Raw genomic sequence first — 14,093 nt, 5'->3', positions numbered from 1 at the left:
GGAGACCTGATGCCGATCCTGACCCTGGCCTGCACCCGCAGCGACCGCACCCAGCCGATCCTGGACGGCCGCATCAAGATCGACGGTTTTGATGTCTCCACCACAGCCGGCGAGCCGGAGGAGCTGTTCCGCATCGCCATGCGTGAGGCGCGCTACGACATCACCGAATTGTCGATGGCCAGCCACATCCTGTCCGTCGCGCGGGGCGACAGCCGCTATATTGGCGTGCCGGTCTTTCCCTCCCGCGCCTTCCGCCATTCGGCCATCTATATCCGCACCGATCGCGGCATCACGGGGCCGAAGGACCTCGCCGGGCGGGTGGTCGGCGTGCCGGAATACCAGCAGACCGCGGCGATGTGGGTGCGCGGCATGCTGCGCACCTATTACGGCGTGTCCGTCTCCTCCATGTCCTGGCGCTCCGCCGGCGAACGCACGCCGCTCTCCCTGCCGCCCGAGATCGACATGCAGGTGATCCCGGAAGGCGACACGCTGGAGGCGATGCTGGCCGATGGCCGGATCGACGCCTTCATCGGCCCCCGCCCGCCGGCCTGCTTCCTGGACGGCAGCGCCCCCGTGGCGCGGCTGTTTCCGGACAGCCGGGCGGAAGAGGAGGTCTATTGGCGGGCCAGCGGCTACTTCCCGATCATGCATTGCATGGCGATCCGCCGCGACCTAGTCGAAGCCCGCCCCAACCTGCCGCTCGCGGTGTTCGAGGCCTTCGCCGCCGCCAAGGCCCATGCCGTGGCCGACCTCGCTCTGGTCAATGTGCTGCGCGTCTCGCTGCCCTGGATCGCGTCGGCGGCGGCGACCCAGATCGAGATGATGGGTGGCGACCCCTGGCCCTATGGCTACGGCCGCAACCGGCCGGAGATCGAGGCGATGTGCCGCTACGCCAAGGCCGATGGCTTGACCGCCGAGGCGGTTCGGGTGGAGGAATTGTTCGAGACCAGCACGCACGGCACCTGACCGCGCCGCCGGGCCTTGTATGACAACGGCGGCCCGATAGAGGCCGCCGTGGGGAGGAAATGATAATGAACCAGATCACCCGCCGCGCGGGGCTCGGCGCCATGGCTGGCCTGCTGGCCGCGCCCCGACTGGCCCGCGCCCAGTCCGCGCCCATCCGCATCATCGTGCCCTTCGGCCCGGGCGGCTCCACCGACGCTGTGGCACGGCTTTGCGCGGCCGGCTTGCAGCAGCGGCTGGGAACCCCCGTGGTGGTCGAAAACCGCTCCGGCGCTGCGGGCTCCATCGGCGCGGATATGGTCGCCAAGGCGCGGCCGGATGGCCAGACCTGGCTGCTGACCTTCGACAGCCACGCCACCATCCCGGCCCTGCTGCGCAACCCGCCCTTCGACGTGCTGACCGACCTCGACCCGGTGATGCTGATCGGCGGCTCGCCCTATGCGGTCGCGACGCGGCCGGACAAGCCCTATCGCACCTTCGCCGATGTGATCGCGGCGGCGCGGCAGCGACCGGATGGCGTGTCCTACGGCTCCACCGGCAACGGCACGCTGGGCCATCTGTCGATGATCCGGGTGGGGGAGGCGGCCAGCGCGCGCATGACCCATGTGCCCTATCGCAGCGGCGGCCTCGCGGTGAACGACGCGGTGGCCGGGCATGTGGAGCTGATGATCGGCAGCGCCGCGCTGCTGCTGCCCCATATCAGCGGCGGCTCGCTGCGGCCCCTGCTGCAATTCGGCCCGCAGCGCCTGACCCGCCTGGCGGAGACCCAGACCGCTGCCGAGGCCGGCTTCCCGAATATGGAGGCGGAGGCCTGGTGGGCCGTCTTCGCGCCGAAGGGCACGCCGGCCGATCAGGTGAACCGCATGAATACGGCGCTGCGCGAGGCGCTGTCGGAGGAACGGGCGCGGACCGTGATGACGGAGACCCAGCAGGCGCGGCTGGTTCTGTCCACGCCGGCGGAACTCGGCACCTTCTTCAAGGGGCAGGTCGACACCTGGGGCGGGCTGGTGCGCGCGGCGAATATCCAGCCGGACTGAGCGAAGCTGGCCAAAAGCCCTCTCCCCCTAGCGGGGGGAGAGGGTTGGGTGAGGGGGGCCGCGCCGCTCAACCACCCAGCGTCAAAGCCGGCGAAATCAACCCGCCCGCACCAACACCTTCACCTGACTGTCCCGATAGCCCGCCAACCCCGTCTCGCGAAATCCCAGTTTCCCCGCGACGCGCAGCGAGGCGGTGTGCTCCGGCGCGATGATGCAGAAGCAGTCGCGGCCCAGCCAGTCCAGCGCGGCCGTCGCCGCCTCCGTTGCCACGCCACGGCCATGGGCATGCGGCGCCAGCACCCAGCCGATCTCGGGCAGCGCCGGCGCTGGCGGGTTCATGTCCCGCTGAAAATCGGCGAAGCCGACATCGCCGAGATACTGGCCCGAGGCACGATCCTCCACCGCCCAATAGCCGAAGCCGCACAGCGGCCAGAGCCCGGCATAGCGCAGCATCCGCGCCCAGCTTTCCTCGCGCGTGAAGGGCCGGCCGCCGATATGGCGGGTGACCTCCGGATCGGCCCAGAGCACGACCAACTGGTCGAAATCCTGGACGCTGTGCGGCCGCAACCGCAGTCGCGCCGTCTCCAATACCGGAATCACACCCCGGCCTCGCGCAGCAGCATCGCGAACAGCTTTTCGCGCGCCTCGGCCCGGGCGGGGAACAGGCGGGTGCTGTCCTCGGCCAGGGCGGCCGGGTCGGCGGCGCCGGGGGGCGAAAGGCGCGCCCAGTCCTGCAACAGCTCCGGCGTCGCCTCCGGGTGGAATTGCACGGCGATGGCCTTCGGCAGCCGGAAGGCCTGCACGGTGCCGGCATCGCGGGCGATCACCTCGGCGCCCGGCGGCGGGGTGATGACGTCGCCATGCCAGCGCGGCCAGGGGCCTTCCAGCGCCGGCTCGGCCGTGTCGTCGATGCCGCGCCAGCCGCGGAAGAACACGCCCTCCGGATTGCGGGTGACCTCGCCACCCGCGGCGGCGGCCATCATCTGGGCGCCGAAGCAGATGCCAATGGTGGGGCTTTGGGCCGCCAGCCGCGCGGCGACCATCGGGCGCTGGCCGGCGATCCAGGGGATGTCGGTCTGGTAGACGGCGCGGGGGGAGCCGAGCAGCACGACCAGCTCGGCATCGCGCATCTGGGCCGCCGTCACATCCTCGCTCCGCACCACCTCCAGCACATGGCCCTGTTGGCGCAGCCAGTCGCCGAAGGCGCCTTCCGGCGCGGTCTCACTGTTGCGGACGATCAGGATCTTCATGAGGCGAGTCCTTGGGCGGTGTCGCGCCGCCGCAACCAATGCACCAGTGGCAGCGCCGCCAGCACCATCCACAGCTTGCCCAGAACCTGGCCCGGCAGCAGGTCCAGATTGCCGAAGGCGAGCCATAGGAAGAAGGCGCTGTCGATCACCAGCCCCACCAGACTGCTGGCCAGCACCGCCCGCACCAGCCCGCGCTTCTGCAAGGGCGTATAGACGGCGAGATCCGCCATCTCCGAGATCAGGAAGGCCACCGCGGAGGCCAGCACCAGCGAAGGCGGCGCCAGCAGCGCCGACAGCGCCGTGCCGGCCAGGATCGCCCCAAAAGCCCAGTTCACGCCCAGCCGCCGCTGGACCATGTCGCGCAGCACCAGGGCCAACCCGATCATCAGCACGCCGGAGGGCGCCATGATGCCCGGCGCCACGGGGATCAGGCAGGGGCCGTTCGGCACGCAGAAGGTGCCGACATTGCCGATCAGCCAGTTCGCCGCGGGAATGCACAGCGCGAAGCCGGCGAGGAAGGCGAAGCCCTGCTGGCGAAGGGTCAGTTGCATCGGTACTTTCTCCAGCCGGCTTCGCGCAGTTCGCAGGCAGGGCAGGTGCCGCAGCCGGCGCCCCAGTCATGCGGCGTGCGGTCGCCGAGATAGCAGGAATGGGTCAGTTCGCGGATCGCCTCGACCAGGGCGGCGCCGCCAAGTGTCTCCGCCAACTGCCAGGTCGCCGCCTTGTCGCGCCACATCAGCGGCGTGTGCAGCACGAAGCGGCGCTCCATGCCCAGGTTGATGGCCACCTGCAACGCCTTGATGGTGTCGTCGCGGCAATCCGGATAGCCGGAGTAATCCGTCTCGCAGACGCCGGTGACGATGTGCTTGATCCCGCGCCGATAGGCCAGCGCGGCGGCAAATGTGAGAAAAATCAGGTTGCGGCCGGGGACGAAGGTATTGGGCAGGCCGCCCGTTTCCATCTCGATCGCCACCTCCCGCGTCAGGGAGGTGTCGCTGATGCCGCCCAGCGCGCGCAGATCCAGCACATGGTCCTCGCCGAGTTTCGGCGCCCATTCGGCCTGCGCCGTCATGGCGCCGCGCACGGCGTCGCGCACCTGCAATTCGATGACGTGCCGCTGGCCGTAATCGAAGCCGAGCGTTTCAACATGGCCGAAGCGGTCCAGCGCCCAGGCCAGGCAGGTGGCGCTGTCCTGCCCGCCGCTGAACAGCACCAGCGCGGCATCTTCCCTCATGCGGCAAGCCTTTCGGTGGCCCAGCGGGCGCAATCCGCCACGGTTTCGTTCGCATCCTCGCACAGCGACTGCGCGACGGGATGCAAGCTGGCATCGCCCGAATTGCCTATGGCGACAAGGACGTTGCGGACGAAGCGGTCACGGCCGATGCGCTTGATCGGGCTGCCGCTGAATTTTTGGCGGAATGCCGCATCGTCGAGCGCGGCCAGCTCCGCGAGACGCGGCGCATTCAGCTCGGCGCGTGGCAGAAAGCCGGGCTCCGCGTGGATTCGAGAAAATTTGTTCCAGGGACAGACGGCGAGGCAGTCGTCGCAGCCATAGATGCGGTTGCCCATCAGGGGGCGCAGCGCCTCCGGGATCGGGCCGTGGTGCTCGATGGTGAGGTAGGAGATGCAGCGCCGCGCATCGAGGCGATAGGGCGCGGGAAAGGCATCGGTCGGGCACACGTCCAGGCAGGCGCGGCAGGACCCGCAATGGTCGCGCTCCGCCGTATCCGGCGCCAGGTCGAGCGTGGTGAAGATCTCGCCCAAAAAAAGCCAGGAGCCGTGGCTGCGGCTCACCAGGTTGGTGTGCTTGCCCTGCCAGCCGAGCCCGGCCTGCTGCGCCAGCGGTTTTTCCATCACCGGCGCGGTATCGACAAAGACCTTCAGTGGCTGGTGCTTGAAGCGCTGCGCCATGAACTGGCCGAGCGCCTTCAGCCGCTTCTTGACGATGTCGTGGTAGTCCCGGTTGCGGGCATAGACGCTGATGGTGCCGCGATCGTGCCAGGCGAGGCTTTCCATCGGGTCGCTCTCCGGCCCGTAATTCAGGCCGAGCGAGATCACGCTGACCGCCTCCGGCCACAGCGCCTGGGGATGGGCACGCTGCTCGGCGCGGGCTTCCATCCAGCCCATGTCGCCATGCAGGCCTTCCGCCAGGAACTGCCCCAGCCTGTCACGCATTTCGGGTGCCAGATGGGCGCGGGCGAAGCCGACCGCGTCGAAGCCGAGGCGCAGCGCCTCCGCCCTGATGTCCTCAGCCGCGGCCACGGTATCCGGGCACATCCTGCGCCGGAATCCAGACGCCCGCCGGGGCTTCGCCGGATTGGAAGAAAACGTCGATCGGAATGCCGCCGCGCGGATACCAGTAGCCGCCGATGCGCAGCCATTCCGGCGCTAGTTCGTCGATCAGTCGCCGGGCGATGCCCACGGTGCATGCTTCGTGGAAGGCGCCGTGATTGCGGAAGGAGGTGAGGTAGAGCTTCAGCGACTTGCTCTCCACCAGCCAGTCGCCTGGGATGTAGTCGATCACCAGATGCGCGAAATCCGGCTGGCCGGTCATGGGGCACAGCGAGGTGAATTCCGGCGCGGTGAAGCGCACGCAATAGCGGGTGCCGGGATGCGGATTGGGCACGCGCTCCAGCACCGCCGCATCCGGATGGTCGGGCGTGGCGGCCTGGCGGCCGAGCTGGGTCAGGCCGCTGGTGTCGGTGGAGATGGAGGGTGCCGCCGCCGCGGAACCGTGAGCGCCTGTGGCCGCCAAAATCCTCTAGCCTCGAACCGGTGTGGGGTTTCGGGGCAGGCCTATAGCAGCGACGGGGGGCGGGGGCGAGAATGGCGGTGCGAACGGCGATGATGGCGCTGGCGGCCCTGCTGTTGGGCGGGGCGGGGGAGCCACCCATCACCGCCTGGTGCTATGGCGGCGTCACAGGTGGCGGCGGCGGGACGCGGATCGAGGTGGATGGCAGCGTGACCAACCTGCGGCGGCCGAGGGCCGGCGCGCCGGATCAGGAAACGCCGAGGGGCACCGATCCGGCGGCCTATCGTCGCTGGTCCGGGCTGCTGGACGCCGCCGGCTTTGAGCGTATGCCGCGTGGCAATCCGGGGAATATGACCTGCGGCCTGACACGCGGCGGGCGTCAGGTGATCTGGGCCAATCCGGGTATCCCCGCCTCGCTGCCGCCGGCGGTGGCGCAGGTTTATCGGGAGCTGTCGGGGTGGAAGGCGGATTAGGCGGGGCGTGCCCCCAGCCCCCGCCGCTACGCAGGGGAAGGGGTTTCGGGCGCCCAGGCGGCTTCGATGGCGGCGGCCTCGGCGGCGAAACGGCCTTCCAGGATGGCGGTGCGCAGCCGCGTCATCAGGGTCTGGTAATAGCGGATATTGTGCCAGGTCAGCAGCATCGGGCCGAGCATCTCCTCCGCCTTGATCAGGTGGTGCAGATAGGCGCGGGAGTGGTTGCGGCAGGCGGGGCAGTCGCAATCCGGGTCCAGCGGCCGGGTGTCCTCGGCGTGCTTCGCATTGCGCATGTTCAGCACCCCGCGGCTGGTATAGGCGCGGCCGGTGCGGCCGGAGCGGGTGGGGATCACGCAGTCGAACATGTCGACGCCGCGGCGCACGGATTCGATCAGGTCGGACGGCGTGCCGACGCCCATCAGGTAGCGCGGGGCGTCCTGTGGCAGGATGGGGGCGGTGAAGTCCAGCACCCGCAGCATTTCCGCCTGGCCCTCGCCCACGGCGAGGCCGCCGATGGCGTAGCCCTCGAAGCCGATGGCGGTCAGCGCTTCCACGCTTTCGCGGCGCAGATCCTCGAAGACGCTGCCCTGGACGATGCCGAAAAGCCCGTGACCCTCCCGCGTGACAAAAGCCTGACGGGACCGCGCGGCCCAGCGCATGGACAGGCGCATGCTGTCGGCGGCCTGGTCATGGGTGGCGGGGAAGGGGGTGCATTCGTCGAAGCACATAGTCACGTCGGCGCCCAGCAGATGCTGGATCTCGACACTGCGCTCAGGGGTGATGCGGTGCTTCGAGCCGTCGATATGGCTCTGGAAGGTCACGCCATCGGCGTCGAGTTTCCGCAGGCCGGAGAGCGACATCACCTGGAAGCCGCCGGAATCGGTCAGGATCGGCCCGTGCCAGTCCATCATCTTGTGCAGCCCGCCGAGCCGCGCAACGCGCTCCGCCCCCGGCCGCAGCATCAGGTGGTAGGTGTTGCCCAGCACCATCCGCGCGCCGGTGGCCCGCACGGAATCTGCGGTCATCGCCTTCACTGTGCCGGCGGTGCCGACTGGCATGAAGACTGGCGTGGGCACCTCCCCATGCGCCGTGTGCAGCGTGCCGGCCCGCGCCGCGCCGTCGCGCGCCGCCATCTTCCAGTGCAGGGTCATTCGGCAGAGTCCTGGTCGCAGCGGAACAGCAGGCTGCCGTCGCCATAGGAGAAGAAGCGGTACTCTTCGCGGATGGCATGGGCATAGGCCGCACGCATCCGGCGCGTGCCTGCGAACGCCGAGACCAGCATCAGCAGGGTCGATTTCGGCAGGTGAAAATTGGTCAGCAGCGCATCCGCCACGCGGAAGCTGTGGCCGGGCAGGATGTAGATGCCGGTCAGTCCACGGAAGGGCAGCACCTGGCCGTCCTCCGTCGCGGCGCTTTCCAGGGTGCGCAGGGCAGTGGTGCCGATGGCGACCACGCGGCGGCCCTCGGCCCGGGCGGCGTTGATGGCGGTGGCGGCGGCTTCCGGCACTTCGCACCATTCCTGGTGGATGTGGTGGGCGCGCGGGTCATCCTCCCGCACCGGCAGGAAGGTGCCGGCGCCGACATGCAGCGTCACCGTGGCCCGCTGGATGCCGCGCTCATCGAGCGCCGCGAGCAAATCCGCGGTGAAATGCAGGCTGGCGGTCGGCGCGGCGACGGCGCCGGGTTGGCGGGAGAAGATGGTCTGGTAATCCGCCGCATCCTGCGGGCCGGGCGCGCCATCCCGCTGGATATAAGGCGGCAGCGGCACCTCGCCGGCGCGTTCCAGCGCGGCGGCCAGGGCCGCCTGATCCGGGCCGAAATCCAGCATGGCGCTGCCGCCGTCGCGGGAGATCACGCGGGCGGTGCAATCCTCCGCCCCCTCGATCCGCACTTCGTCGCCCGAGCGCAGCCGGCGAGCGTTGCGGACCAGCGCGTGCCACAGCCCGCCGCCCTCCGCGCGATTCAGCATGATCTCGACCCGCGCCGCGCCGCGCAGCCCATGCAGCCGGGCCGGGATCACCCGCGTGTCATTCACCACCAGAAGGTCCCCGGGCGACAGCAGCGCCGGCAGGTCGCGCACGCCGCGATCGTCCAGCCCATCCGCCCGCACCACCAGCAGCCGCGCCGAATCGCGCGGCCGCGCCGGGGCCTGGGCGATCAGGGTATCCGGCAGCGCATAGTCGAAATCATCGGTCCGCAAAGCTGGTGTGGGGGGCATGGCGCGCGCATGTGGCGCGCCTGCCCCGGCTTGTCCAGTTCAGCCCGGATGCCAGCTCACCAGCCGCCCAGCCGCCGTCACCTCGCCCTCCGTCACACCGATGACGGCGGAGACGTCCACCTGGCCCTGGCCCGGCACTTCCAGTGTCGGCGGTTCGACATTGACGATCCGCGTTCCGGCCGGCGCTTCCAGATGGCCGGCGGGGCGGGCCTCGCTGGAGGGGGTGTCGGCATCGCCGGCGCTGGTCGCGCTGCCGCGGCCGGCATAGCCGACACCCTCCATCGGCGCGAAGGAGTATCGCGTTTCGACTGGCGCATCCTCGTGCTGGGTCTCGTAGCGATAGATGGGAAAGCGTTCGGCCATGGCGGCGGTTCCAGTTCCTGTTCGGAACGGCAACGCGTCGCCACGGCCCCAGGTTGCTTTTTGTTCAGGCGCGGACCAGGCCGCGCCGGTTGTTCAAGCGCGGATCAGGCCGCGCAGGCCGGTGACCGCGTTGCTGCCCGGGAAGGCGGCGGCGACGGCGGCTTCCGGCAGGCGCAGATGGTCCCGCAGCAGGCCCTTGGCGATGGCGCGGACATCCTGGGTCGGTTGGAGGTCGCGATTCTCGAACAGCTTGTCCTCGCTGAGGCCCGGCCAGTCGGCAATGACGCGGCCACCGGCCACGGCACCACCCAGCACGAAGGCCACGCCGCCGGTGCCGTGATCCGTGCCCATATTGCCGTTCACCCGGGCGGTGCGGCCGAATTCGGTCACCACGAGCACGGCGGTGCGCGCCCATTCCGCGCCGAGCCCTTCCTTCAGCGCGCCGAGCCCGTCATCCAGCGCCCGCAGCGGGCCCATGATGCGGCCCATCTGCTGCACATGGGTGTCCCAGCCGCCCAGCTCCATCGCCGCCACGCGCGGCCCGCCGGGCTCGGCCATCAGCCGGCCGGCGGCGCCGGCCAGATTGGCGAAGACGGAGCGTTCGCGGTCATTCTCCACCATGCCGAGCGTCTGGCTGGCGAAGCCGCGGCTGCGCATGCCCTCCGCGAAGGCGCGGCCCAGCATGCTGTCCGAATCCTGCAAGGCCGCCAGCCGGTACATCAGCTCCGACGCCGGACGCTCCAGGCCCGGGGGGGAATAGGCGCCGACCGGCACGGGCCCGCGCATCAGCAGCGGCACGGAGGTGCCGACGGCGAGCCCGGCCCGCGCCTGGTCCGGCCCCTGGCCGCCGCGCGGCAGGGCCTCCAGCGCGCGGTTCAGCCAGCCGCTGGCCAGCCGTTGCTCGCCGCCGCTCTCCAGCATGTCCTGGGCTTCGAAATGGCTGCGGCTGCGATAGGGGCCGGCGACGGCATGCACCACCGCCGCCTCATTCGCGGTGAACATCGCATGCAGCCGGCCGAAGCCCGGATGCAGGCCGAACTTGCCGCCAAGATCCAGCAGCCCGTTCTCCTGCCCCGGCTCCGGCAGTTTCAGCCGGCCGCGCAGTTCCTCCAGCGCCGGATCGCCGTAGGGCTGCACGACATAAAGCCCATCGAGCGCGCCGCGCAGCAGAATGACGACGAGGCGCCGGTCGCCCGGCGCCGCGCCAAAGGCGAGGCGGGCCGGACCTACGGCGAAGCTGGCGCCGAGGCCCAGCAGCAGGCCGCGGCGGGTCGGGCGGAAATGGGCGTGGGGGGCGTCGGTCATCGGTGCATGAACTCCGGGCTGCCGAGCAGCAGGGTCAGCGCGTCGCGCATCGACCCCGCGCGGCGCATTTCCGTCACCGTCTCCGCCCGGGCCAGCGGGCCGAGCGCGGTTTCCACCGCCTCCGCCGCATCCACGCCGCGCCCGGCCTGGCCGGCCATGGTATAGGCCCAGTCCACGCGGCGCATCAGCGCCTCCGGCGTCGCCCAATCCGCCGCGATGTCGGGCCAGCCGATCGGCTGTTCCGGCCGCCAGAGCGGCTGCGACAGGGTGTTGAAGGCGTTGAGCATCTGATTCGCCTGCGCTTCCGGAATGCCCAAAGCGCGGTTGGCGGCGATGACGTAGTCGATGGGCGGGCGGAACTTGGACAGTGGGGGGTCCCAGGCCTGGGGCAGGGCGATCAGCACATGGCTGGTCGCCGCCAGGTCGCCCTTGCTGTCCCGCAGCACCGTTTCCAGCGCCCGCACGGCGGCGGGCGGCGGGGTGTCCGCCACGAAATGCCGCACCAGCTTCACCGCCAGATGCCGCCAGGTCGCCGGATGCTCGGCCAGGAAGCGGATCGCCGTCTCGCCCTCCGCAACCCCGGGGCCGAAGCGGCGGCCGAGCAGATGCTTGTCGCCCGGCTCATGGGAGGAACTGCGGAAGACGAAGCCGTAGGGGTCCCGCTCGCCCGTGAAGGACCAGCCGGTCAGGATCTTCGCCAGTTCCTGCACATCGCCCTGGGTGTAGCCGCCGGCGGGCGACAGGGTGTGCAGCTCCAGCATCTCCCGCGCCAGATTCTCGTTCAGCCCGCGCCGGGCGCGGCGGCCGGTGGGGCTGGTCGGGCCGATGGACCCGGCATTGTCCAGGTAGATCAGCATGGCCGGATGCTTCGCCACCGCCACCACCATATCGGCGAAGCGGCCGGTGACATGCGGGCGGATCGCATCCCGCTCATAGCTGCCGATCAGCGGCGTCAGGCTGCCGGCGCGGCGGCTGACGGTGAAATGATTCATCCAGAAATCGACCAGGCGTTCCCGGAACGGCTGCTCGGCGGTCAGCCGGCGGCGCACATAGCCCAGATTCTCCCCGCGGATCAGCAGCGACAGGGCGCGGCGCGTCTCCTGTGGGTCACCCTCCGGGTCGCGGGGGCGGCGGGCGGCGATGTCGGCGCTGCGCACCGCCATCGCCGTGGCCAGGGTCGGACCTTCCGGCGGGGCGGCCGGATGGTCGATCTGCGCCCGCAGCCAGGCCTGCGGATCGGCGGGTGGCGCTTCCCCGTGCCGGAGGCCGAGGCCGAAGCGGATGGCGGCGATGTGGCCCAAGGTGCTCATGGCGGCGGAAGCTATCATGGCTGGTGGCGGGACTGGGAGACGCGGTTGCGTGACATAGGGTGACGTCCCGCAACGGCCGGGAAACCCTGATTCCGGCGGCCCCGCCGCCACCCAGCGCTTGCAAAACCCGCCCGAAGAGGGCATGTCCCGCCCCGAGAAGCTAAACTCGACATCATTGCGCGGGCGGCAACGGACGAAAGTCCGCGGCCGGACCCGCTTTCGCCTATGGAGACCCATCGTGGCGCGCACTGAACTGGCACTGATCCGCAACATCGGCATCACCGCGCATATCGATGCCGGTAAGACCACCACGACCGAGCGGATCCTGTACTACACCGGCAAGTCCCACCGCATCGGTGAGGTTCATGACGGCAACACCACGACGGACTACATGGCGCAGGAGCGCGAGCGGGGGATCACCATCACCTCCGCCGCCGTGACGGCGATCTGGAAGGATCACCGGATCAACGTCATCGACACCCCCGGCCACATCGACTTCAACATCGAGGTCAACCGGTCGCTGCGCGTGCTGGACGGCGCCATCTTCATCATCGAGGGCGTGGCCGGCGTGCAGCCGCAGTCCGAGACGAACTGGCGCCTGGCCGACCGATACAACGTTCCGCGCATCATCTTCATCAACAAGCTGGACCGCACGGGCGCCGATTTCTATCGCGCCGCGGACACGCTGACCGAGAAGCTGGGCATCAACTGGGTCACCCTGCAGCTGCCGATCGGCATCGAGGACACCTTCATCGGCGTCGTCGACCTGGTCGAGATGAAGGCCATCATCTGGAAGGGTGACGAGCTCGGCGCGCAGTACGAGTACCAGGAGATTCCGGACGACCTGAAGGAGAAGGCGGCCGAGTACCGCCAGAAGCTGGTCGACACCGCCGTCGGCATCGACGAGACGGCGATGGAGGAATATTTCGACAAGGGCGACGTTTCCGTCGAGACCCTGAAGAAGTGCATCAAGAAGGGCACGATCAGCGGCGAGTTCCGCCCGGTGCTCTGCGGCACCGCCTTCAAGAACAAGGGCGTGCAGCCGCTGCTGGATGCCGTGCTCGACTACCTGCCGAGCCCGATCGACATCCCCGGCATCAAGGTGGCCCCGGCCGAGGGCGAGGATGAGTCCAGCGACCGCCAGGTGATCCCGGCCGATCCGGAAGCGCCCTTCGCCGGCCTCGCCTTCAAGATCATCAACGACAAGTACGGCAACCTGACCTTCGTGCGCGTCTATCGCGGCACGCTGCGCCAGGGCGACATGGTGATGAACACCACCAAGGGCCAGCGCGAGCGCATCGGCCGCATGTTCCAGATGCACGCCGACAAGCGTGAAGAAATCAAGGAAGTCTTCGCGGGCGACATCGCCGCCTTCGTGGGCCTGAAGGACACGGGCACCGGCGACACGCTGGCCTCGCAGGACGATCCGGTGGTGCTGGAGCGCATGGCCTTCCCGGTGCCGGTCATCGACATCTCGGTCGAGCCGAAGACCAAGGAAGGCGTCGAGAAGATGACGCTCGGCCTGCAGAAGCTGGCGGGCGAAGACCCCAGCCTGCGCCTGCGCACCGACCAGGAAACCGGCCAGACCATCCTGTCCGGCATGGGCGAGCTGCATCTCGAGATCATCGTCGACCGCCTGATGCGCGAATACGGCGTGGACGCGCATATCGGCGCGCCGCAGGTGGCCTATCGTGAGACCATCACAAAGAGCCACACCGAGACCTACACCCACAAGAAGCAGTCGGGTGGCTCGGGCCAGTTCGCCGAGGTGAAGATCGTCTTCGAGCCGAAGGAGCGCACCGAGGGTATCGAGTTCGTCAACGGCACCACCGGTGGTTCGGTGCCGCGCGAATACATCCCGGCGGTGGAAAAGGGCATCAAGGTGCAGGCCGATACCGGCGTGCTCGCCGGCTTCCCGACGGTGGACTTCAAGTACACCCTGGTGGACGGCAAGTACCACGACGTCGACTCGTCGGCCCTGGCCTTCGAAATCGCCGCCAAGGCCTGCTTCCGCGAAGGCATGAAGAAGGCCGGCCCGGTGATCCTGGAGCCGATCATGGACGTGGAAGTCACCACGCCGTCCGACCATGTCGGCGACGTCGTCGGCGACCTGAACCGCCGCCGCGGCGTCATCCAGTCCCAGGACATGGCCGGCACCTCGGTCATCGTCCGGGCGCATGTGCCGCTGAAGGAAATGTTCGGCTACATCTCGAACCTGCGTGGCATGACCAAGGGCCGCGCCAGCTTCTCGATGCAGTTCCACCACTACGACCCGGTGCCGCGCAACGTCGCCGAGGAAATCATGAAGAAGTCCGCCTGATCCTTCTGGATCGGCCGGCGGCAAGCGGCGCGGGGGGCAACCCCCGCGCCGTTTTGCGTTTCATGGCCTGAGAGGGCCGGGCGCAGATGGTCTCGCCTGGGG

At 69.4% G+C, this 14,093-nt stretch carries 15 protein-coding genes; 4 read left to right on the top strand and 11 right to left on the bottom strand.

Features of this window, described 5'->3' with window-relative positions; translation table 11 throughout:
* Positions 1 to 9 precede the first annotated feature (9 nt).
* Together ACVFYP_RS21735 and ACVFYP_RS21730 are read left to right on the top strand one after the other, a co-directional pair.
* Positions 10 to 966: a substrate-binding domain-containing protein gene (locus ACVFYP_RS21735; RefSeq protein WP_499202306.1), complete on the top strand. Its 957-nt coding sequence runs from the start codon at positions 10 to 12 to the stop codon at positions 964 to 966.
* Positions 967 to 1,031: 65 nt separating this feature from the next.
* Positions 1,032 to 2,000 (top strand): Bug family tripartite tricarboxylate transporter substrate binding protein, encoded by a 969-nt coding sequence (locus ACVFYP_RS21730; protein WP_499202305.1) that lies wholly within the window; start codon positions 1,032 to 1,034, stop codon positions 1,998 to 2,000.
* A gap of 96 nt (positions 2,001 to 2,096) precedes the next feature.
* Here ACVFYP_RS21730 and ACVFYP_RS21725 read toward each other — a convergent pair whose 3' ends face one another.
* From ACVFYP_RS21725 to queF, 6 genes are read right to left on the bottom strand one after another with little or no spacing between them, the layout of a single operon-like run.
* Positions 2,097 to 2,600: a GNAT family N-acetyltransferase gene (locus ACVFYP_RS21725; RefSeq protein WP_499202304.1), complete on the bottom strand. Its 504-nt coding sequence runs from the start codon at positions 2,598 to 2,600 to the stop codon at positions 2,097 to 2,099.
* Positions 2,597 to 3,250: a type 1 glutamine amidotransferase gene (locus ACVFYP_RS21720; protein WP_499202303.1), complete on the bottom strand. Its 654-nt coding sequence runs from the start codon at positions 3,248 to 3,250 to the stop codon at positions 2,597 to 2,599. Before ACVFYP_RS21720 ends, ACVFYP_RS21725 begins: the two co-directional genes overlap by 4 nt.
* Positions 3,247 to 3,801 (bottom strand): VUT family protein, encoded by a 555-nt coding sequence (locus ACVFYP_RS21715; RefSeq protein ID WP_499202302.1) that lies wholly within the window; start codon positions 3,799 to 3,801, stop codon positions 3,247 to 3,249. Before ACVFYP_RS21715 ends, ACVFYP_RS21720 begins: the two co-directional genes overlap by 4 nt.
* Positions 3,792 to 4,484, bottom strand: coding sequence for a 7-cyano-7-deazaguanine synthase QueC (queC, locus tag ACVFYP_RS21710; protein WP_499202301.1), 693 nt, complete (start codon positions 4,482 to 4,484; stop codon positions 3,792 to 3,794). The genes ACVFYP_RS21715 and queC overlap by 10 nt, the downstream gene beginning before the upstream one ends.
* Entirely contained in the window at positions 4,481 to 5,527 is a 1,047-nt protein-coding gene (gene queG / locus ACVFYP_RS21705; protein WP_499202300.1) for a tRNA epoxyqueuosine(34) reductase QueG, read from the bottom strand. Before queG ends, queC begins: the two co-directional genes overlap by 4 nt.
* The gene (gene queF / locus ACVFYP_RS21700) at positions 5,499 to 6,005 is read right to left on the bottom strand and encodes a preQ(1) synthase (RefSeq protein WP_499202299.1); all 507 of its coding nucleotides are present in this window, start codon (positions 6,003 to 6,005) and stop codon (positions 5,499 to 5,501) included. The genes queG and queF overlap by 29 nt, the downstream gene beginning before the upstream one ends.
* 71 nt (positions 6,006 to 6,076) lie before the next feature.
* Here queF and ACVFYP_RS21695 point away from each other — a divergent pair, with 71 nt between their 5' ends.
* Positions 6,077 to 6,475 (top strand): hypothetical protein, encoded by a 399-nt coding sequence (locus tag ACVFYP_RS21695; protein ID WP_499202298.1) that lies wholly within the window; start codon positions 6,077 to 6,079, stop codon positions 6,473 to 6,475.
* Positions 6,476 to 6,501: 26 nt separating this feature from the next.
* On the opposite strand, the gene tgt is transcribed toward ACVFYP_RS21695, so the two are convergent.
* The 5 genes from tgt to ACVFYP_RS21670 all read right to left on the bottom strand — a co-directional run bounded on the left by tgt (position 6,502) and on the right by ACVFYP_RS21670 (position 11,671).
* A complete protein-coding gene (gene tgt / locus ACVFYP_RS21690; RefSeq protein WP_499202297.1) occupies positions 6,502 to 7,626 on the bottom strand; it encodes a tRNA guanosine(34) transglycosylase Tgt in 1,125 nt (374 codons plus the stop codon).
* Positions 7,623 to 8,693, bottom strand: a complete 1,071-nt coding sequence (gene queA / locus ACVFYP_RS21685; RefSeq protein WP_499202296.1) for a tRNA preQ1(34) S-adenosylmethionine ribosyltransferase-isomerase QueA — start codon at positions 8,691 to 8,693, stop codon at positions 7,623 to 7,625. Before queA ends, tgt begins: the two co-directional genes overlap by 4 nt.
* 39 nt (positions 8,694 to 8,732) lie before the next feature.
* On the bottom strand, positions 8,733 to 9,056 hold the full coding sequence (locus ACVFYP_RS21680) for a hypothetical protein (RefSeq protein WP_499202295.1): 324 nt from the start codon (positions 9,054 to 9,056) through the stop codon (positions 8,733 to 8,735).
* Between the two features lie 93 nt (positions 9,057 to 9,149).
* Positions 9,150 to 10,361: a DUF1501 domain-containing protein gene (locus ACVFYP_RS21675; protein ID WP_499202294.1), complete on the bottom strand. Its 1,212-nt coding sequence runs from the start codon at positions 10,359 to 10,361 to the stop codon at positions 9,150 to 9,152.
* A complete protein-coding gene (locus ACVFYP_RS21670; RefSeq protein ID WP_499202293.1) occupies positions 10,358 to 11,671 on the bottom strand; it encodes a DUF1800 domain-containing protein in 1,314 nt (437 codons plus the stop codon). The genes ACVFYP_RS21675 and ACVFYP_RS21670 overlap by 4 nt, the downstream gene beginning before the upstream one ends.
* Positions 11,672 to 11,909: 238 nt before the next feature.
* Here ACVFYP_RS21670 and fusA point away from each other — a divergent pair, with 238 nt between their 5' ends.
* Positions 11,910 to 13,991 (top strand): elongation factor G, encoded by a 2,082-nt coding sequence (fusA, locus tag ACVFYP_RS21665; protein ID WP_499202292.1) that lies wholly within the window; start codon positions 11,910 to 11,912, stop codon positions 13,989 to 13,991.
* Positions 13,992 to 14,093 lie beyond the last annotated feature (102 nt).

The sequence above is a fragment of the Roseomonas sp. F4 genome, assembly GCF_053891155.1.
Note: the sequence above shows the minus strand (reverse complement) of the source record. Positions and strands in the feature narration are given on the sequence as shown.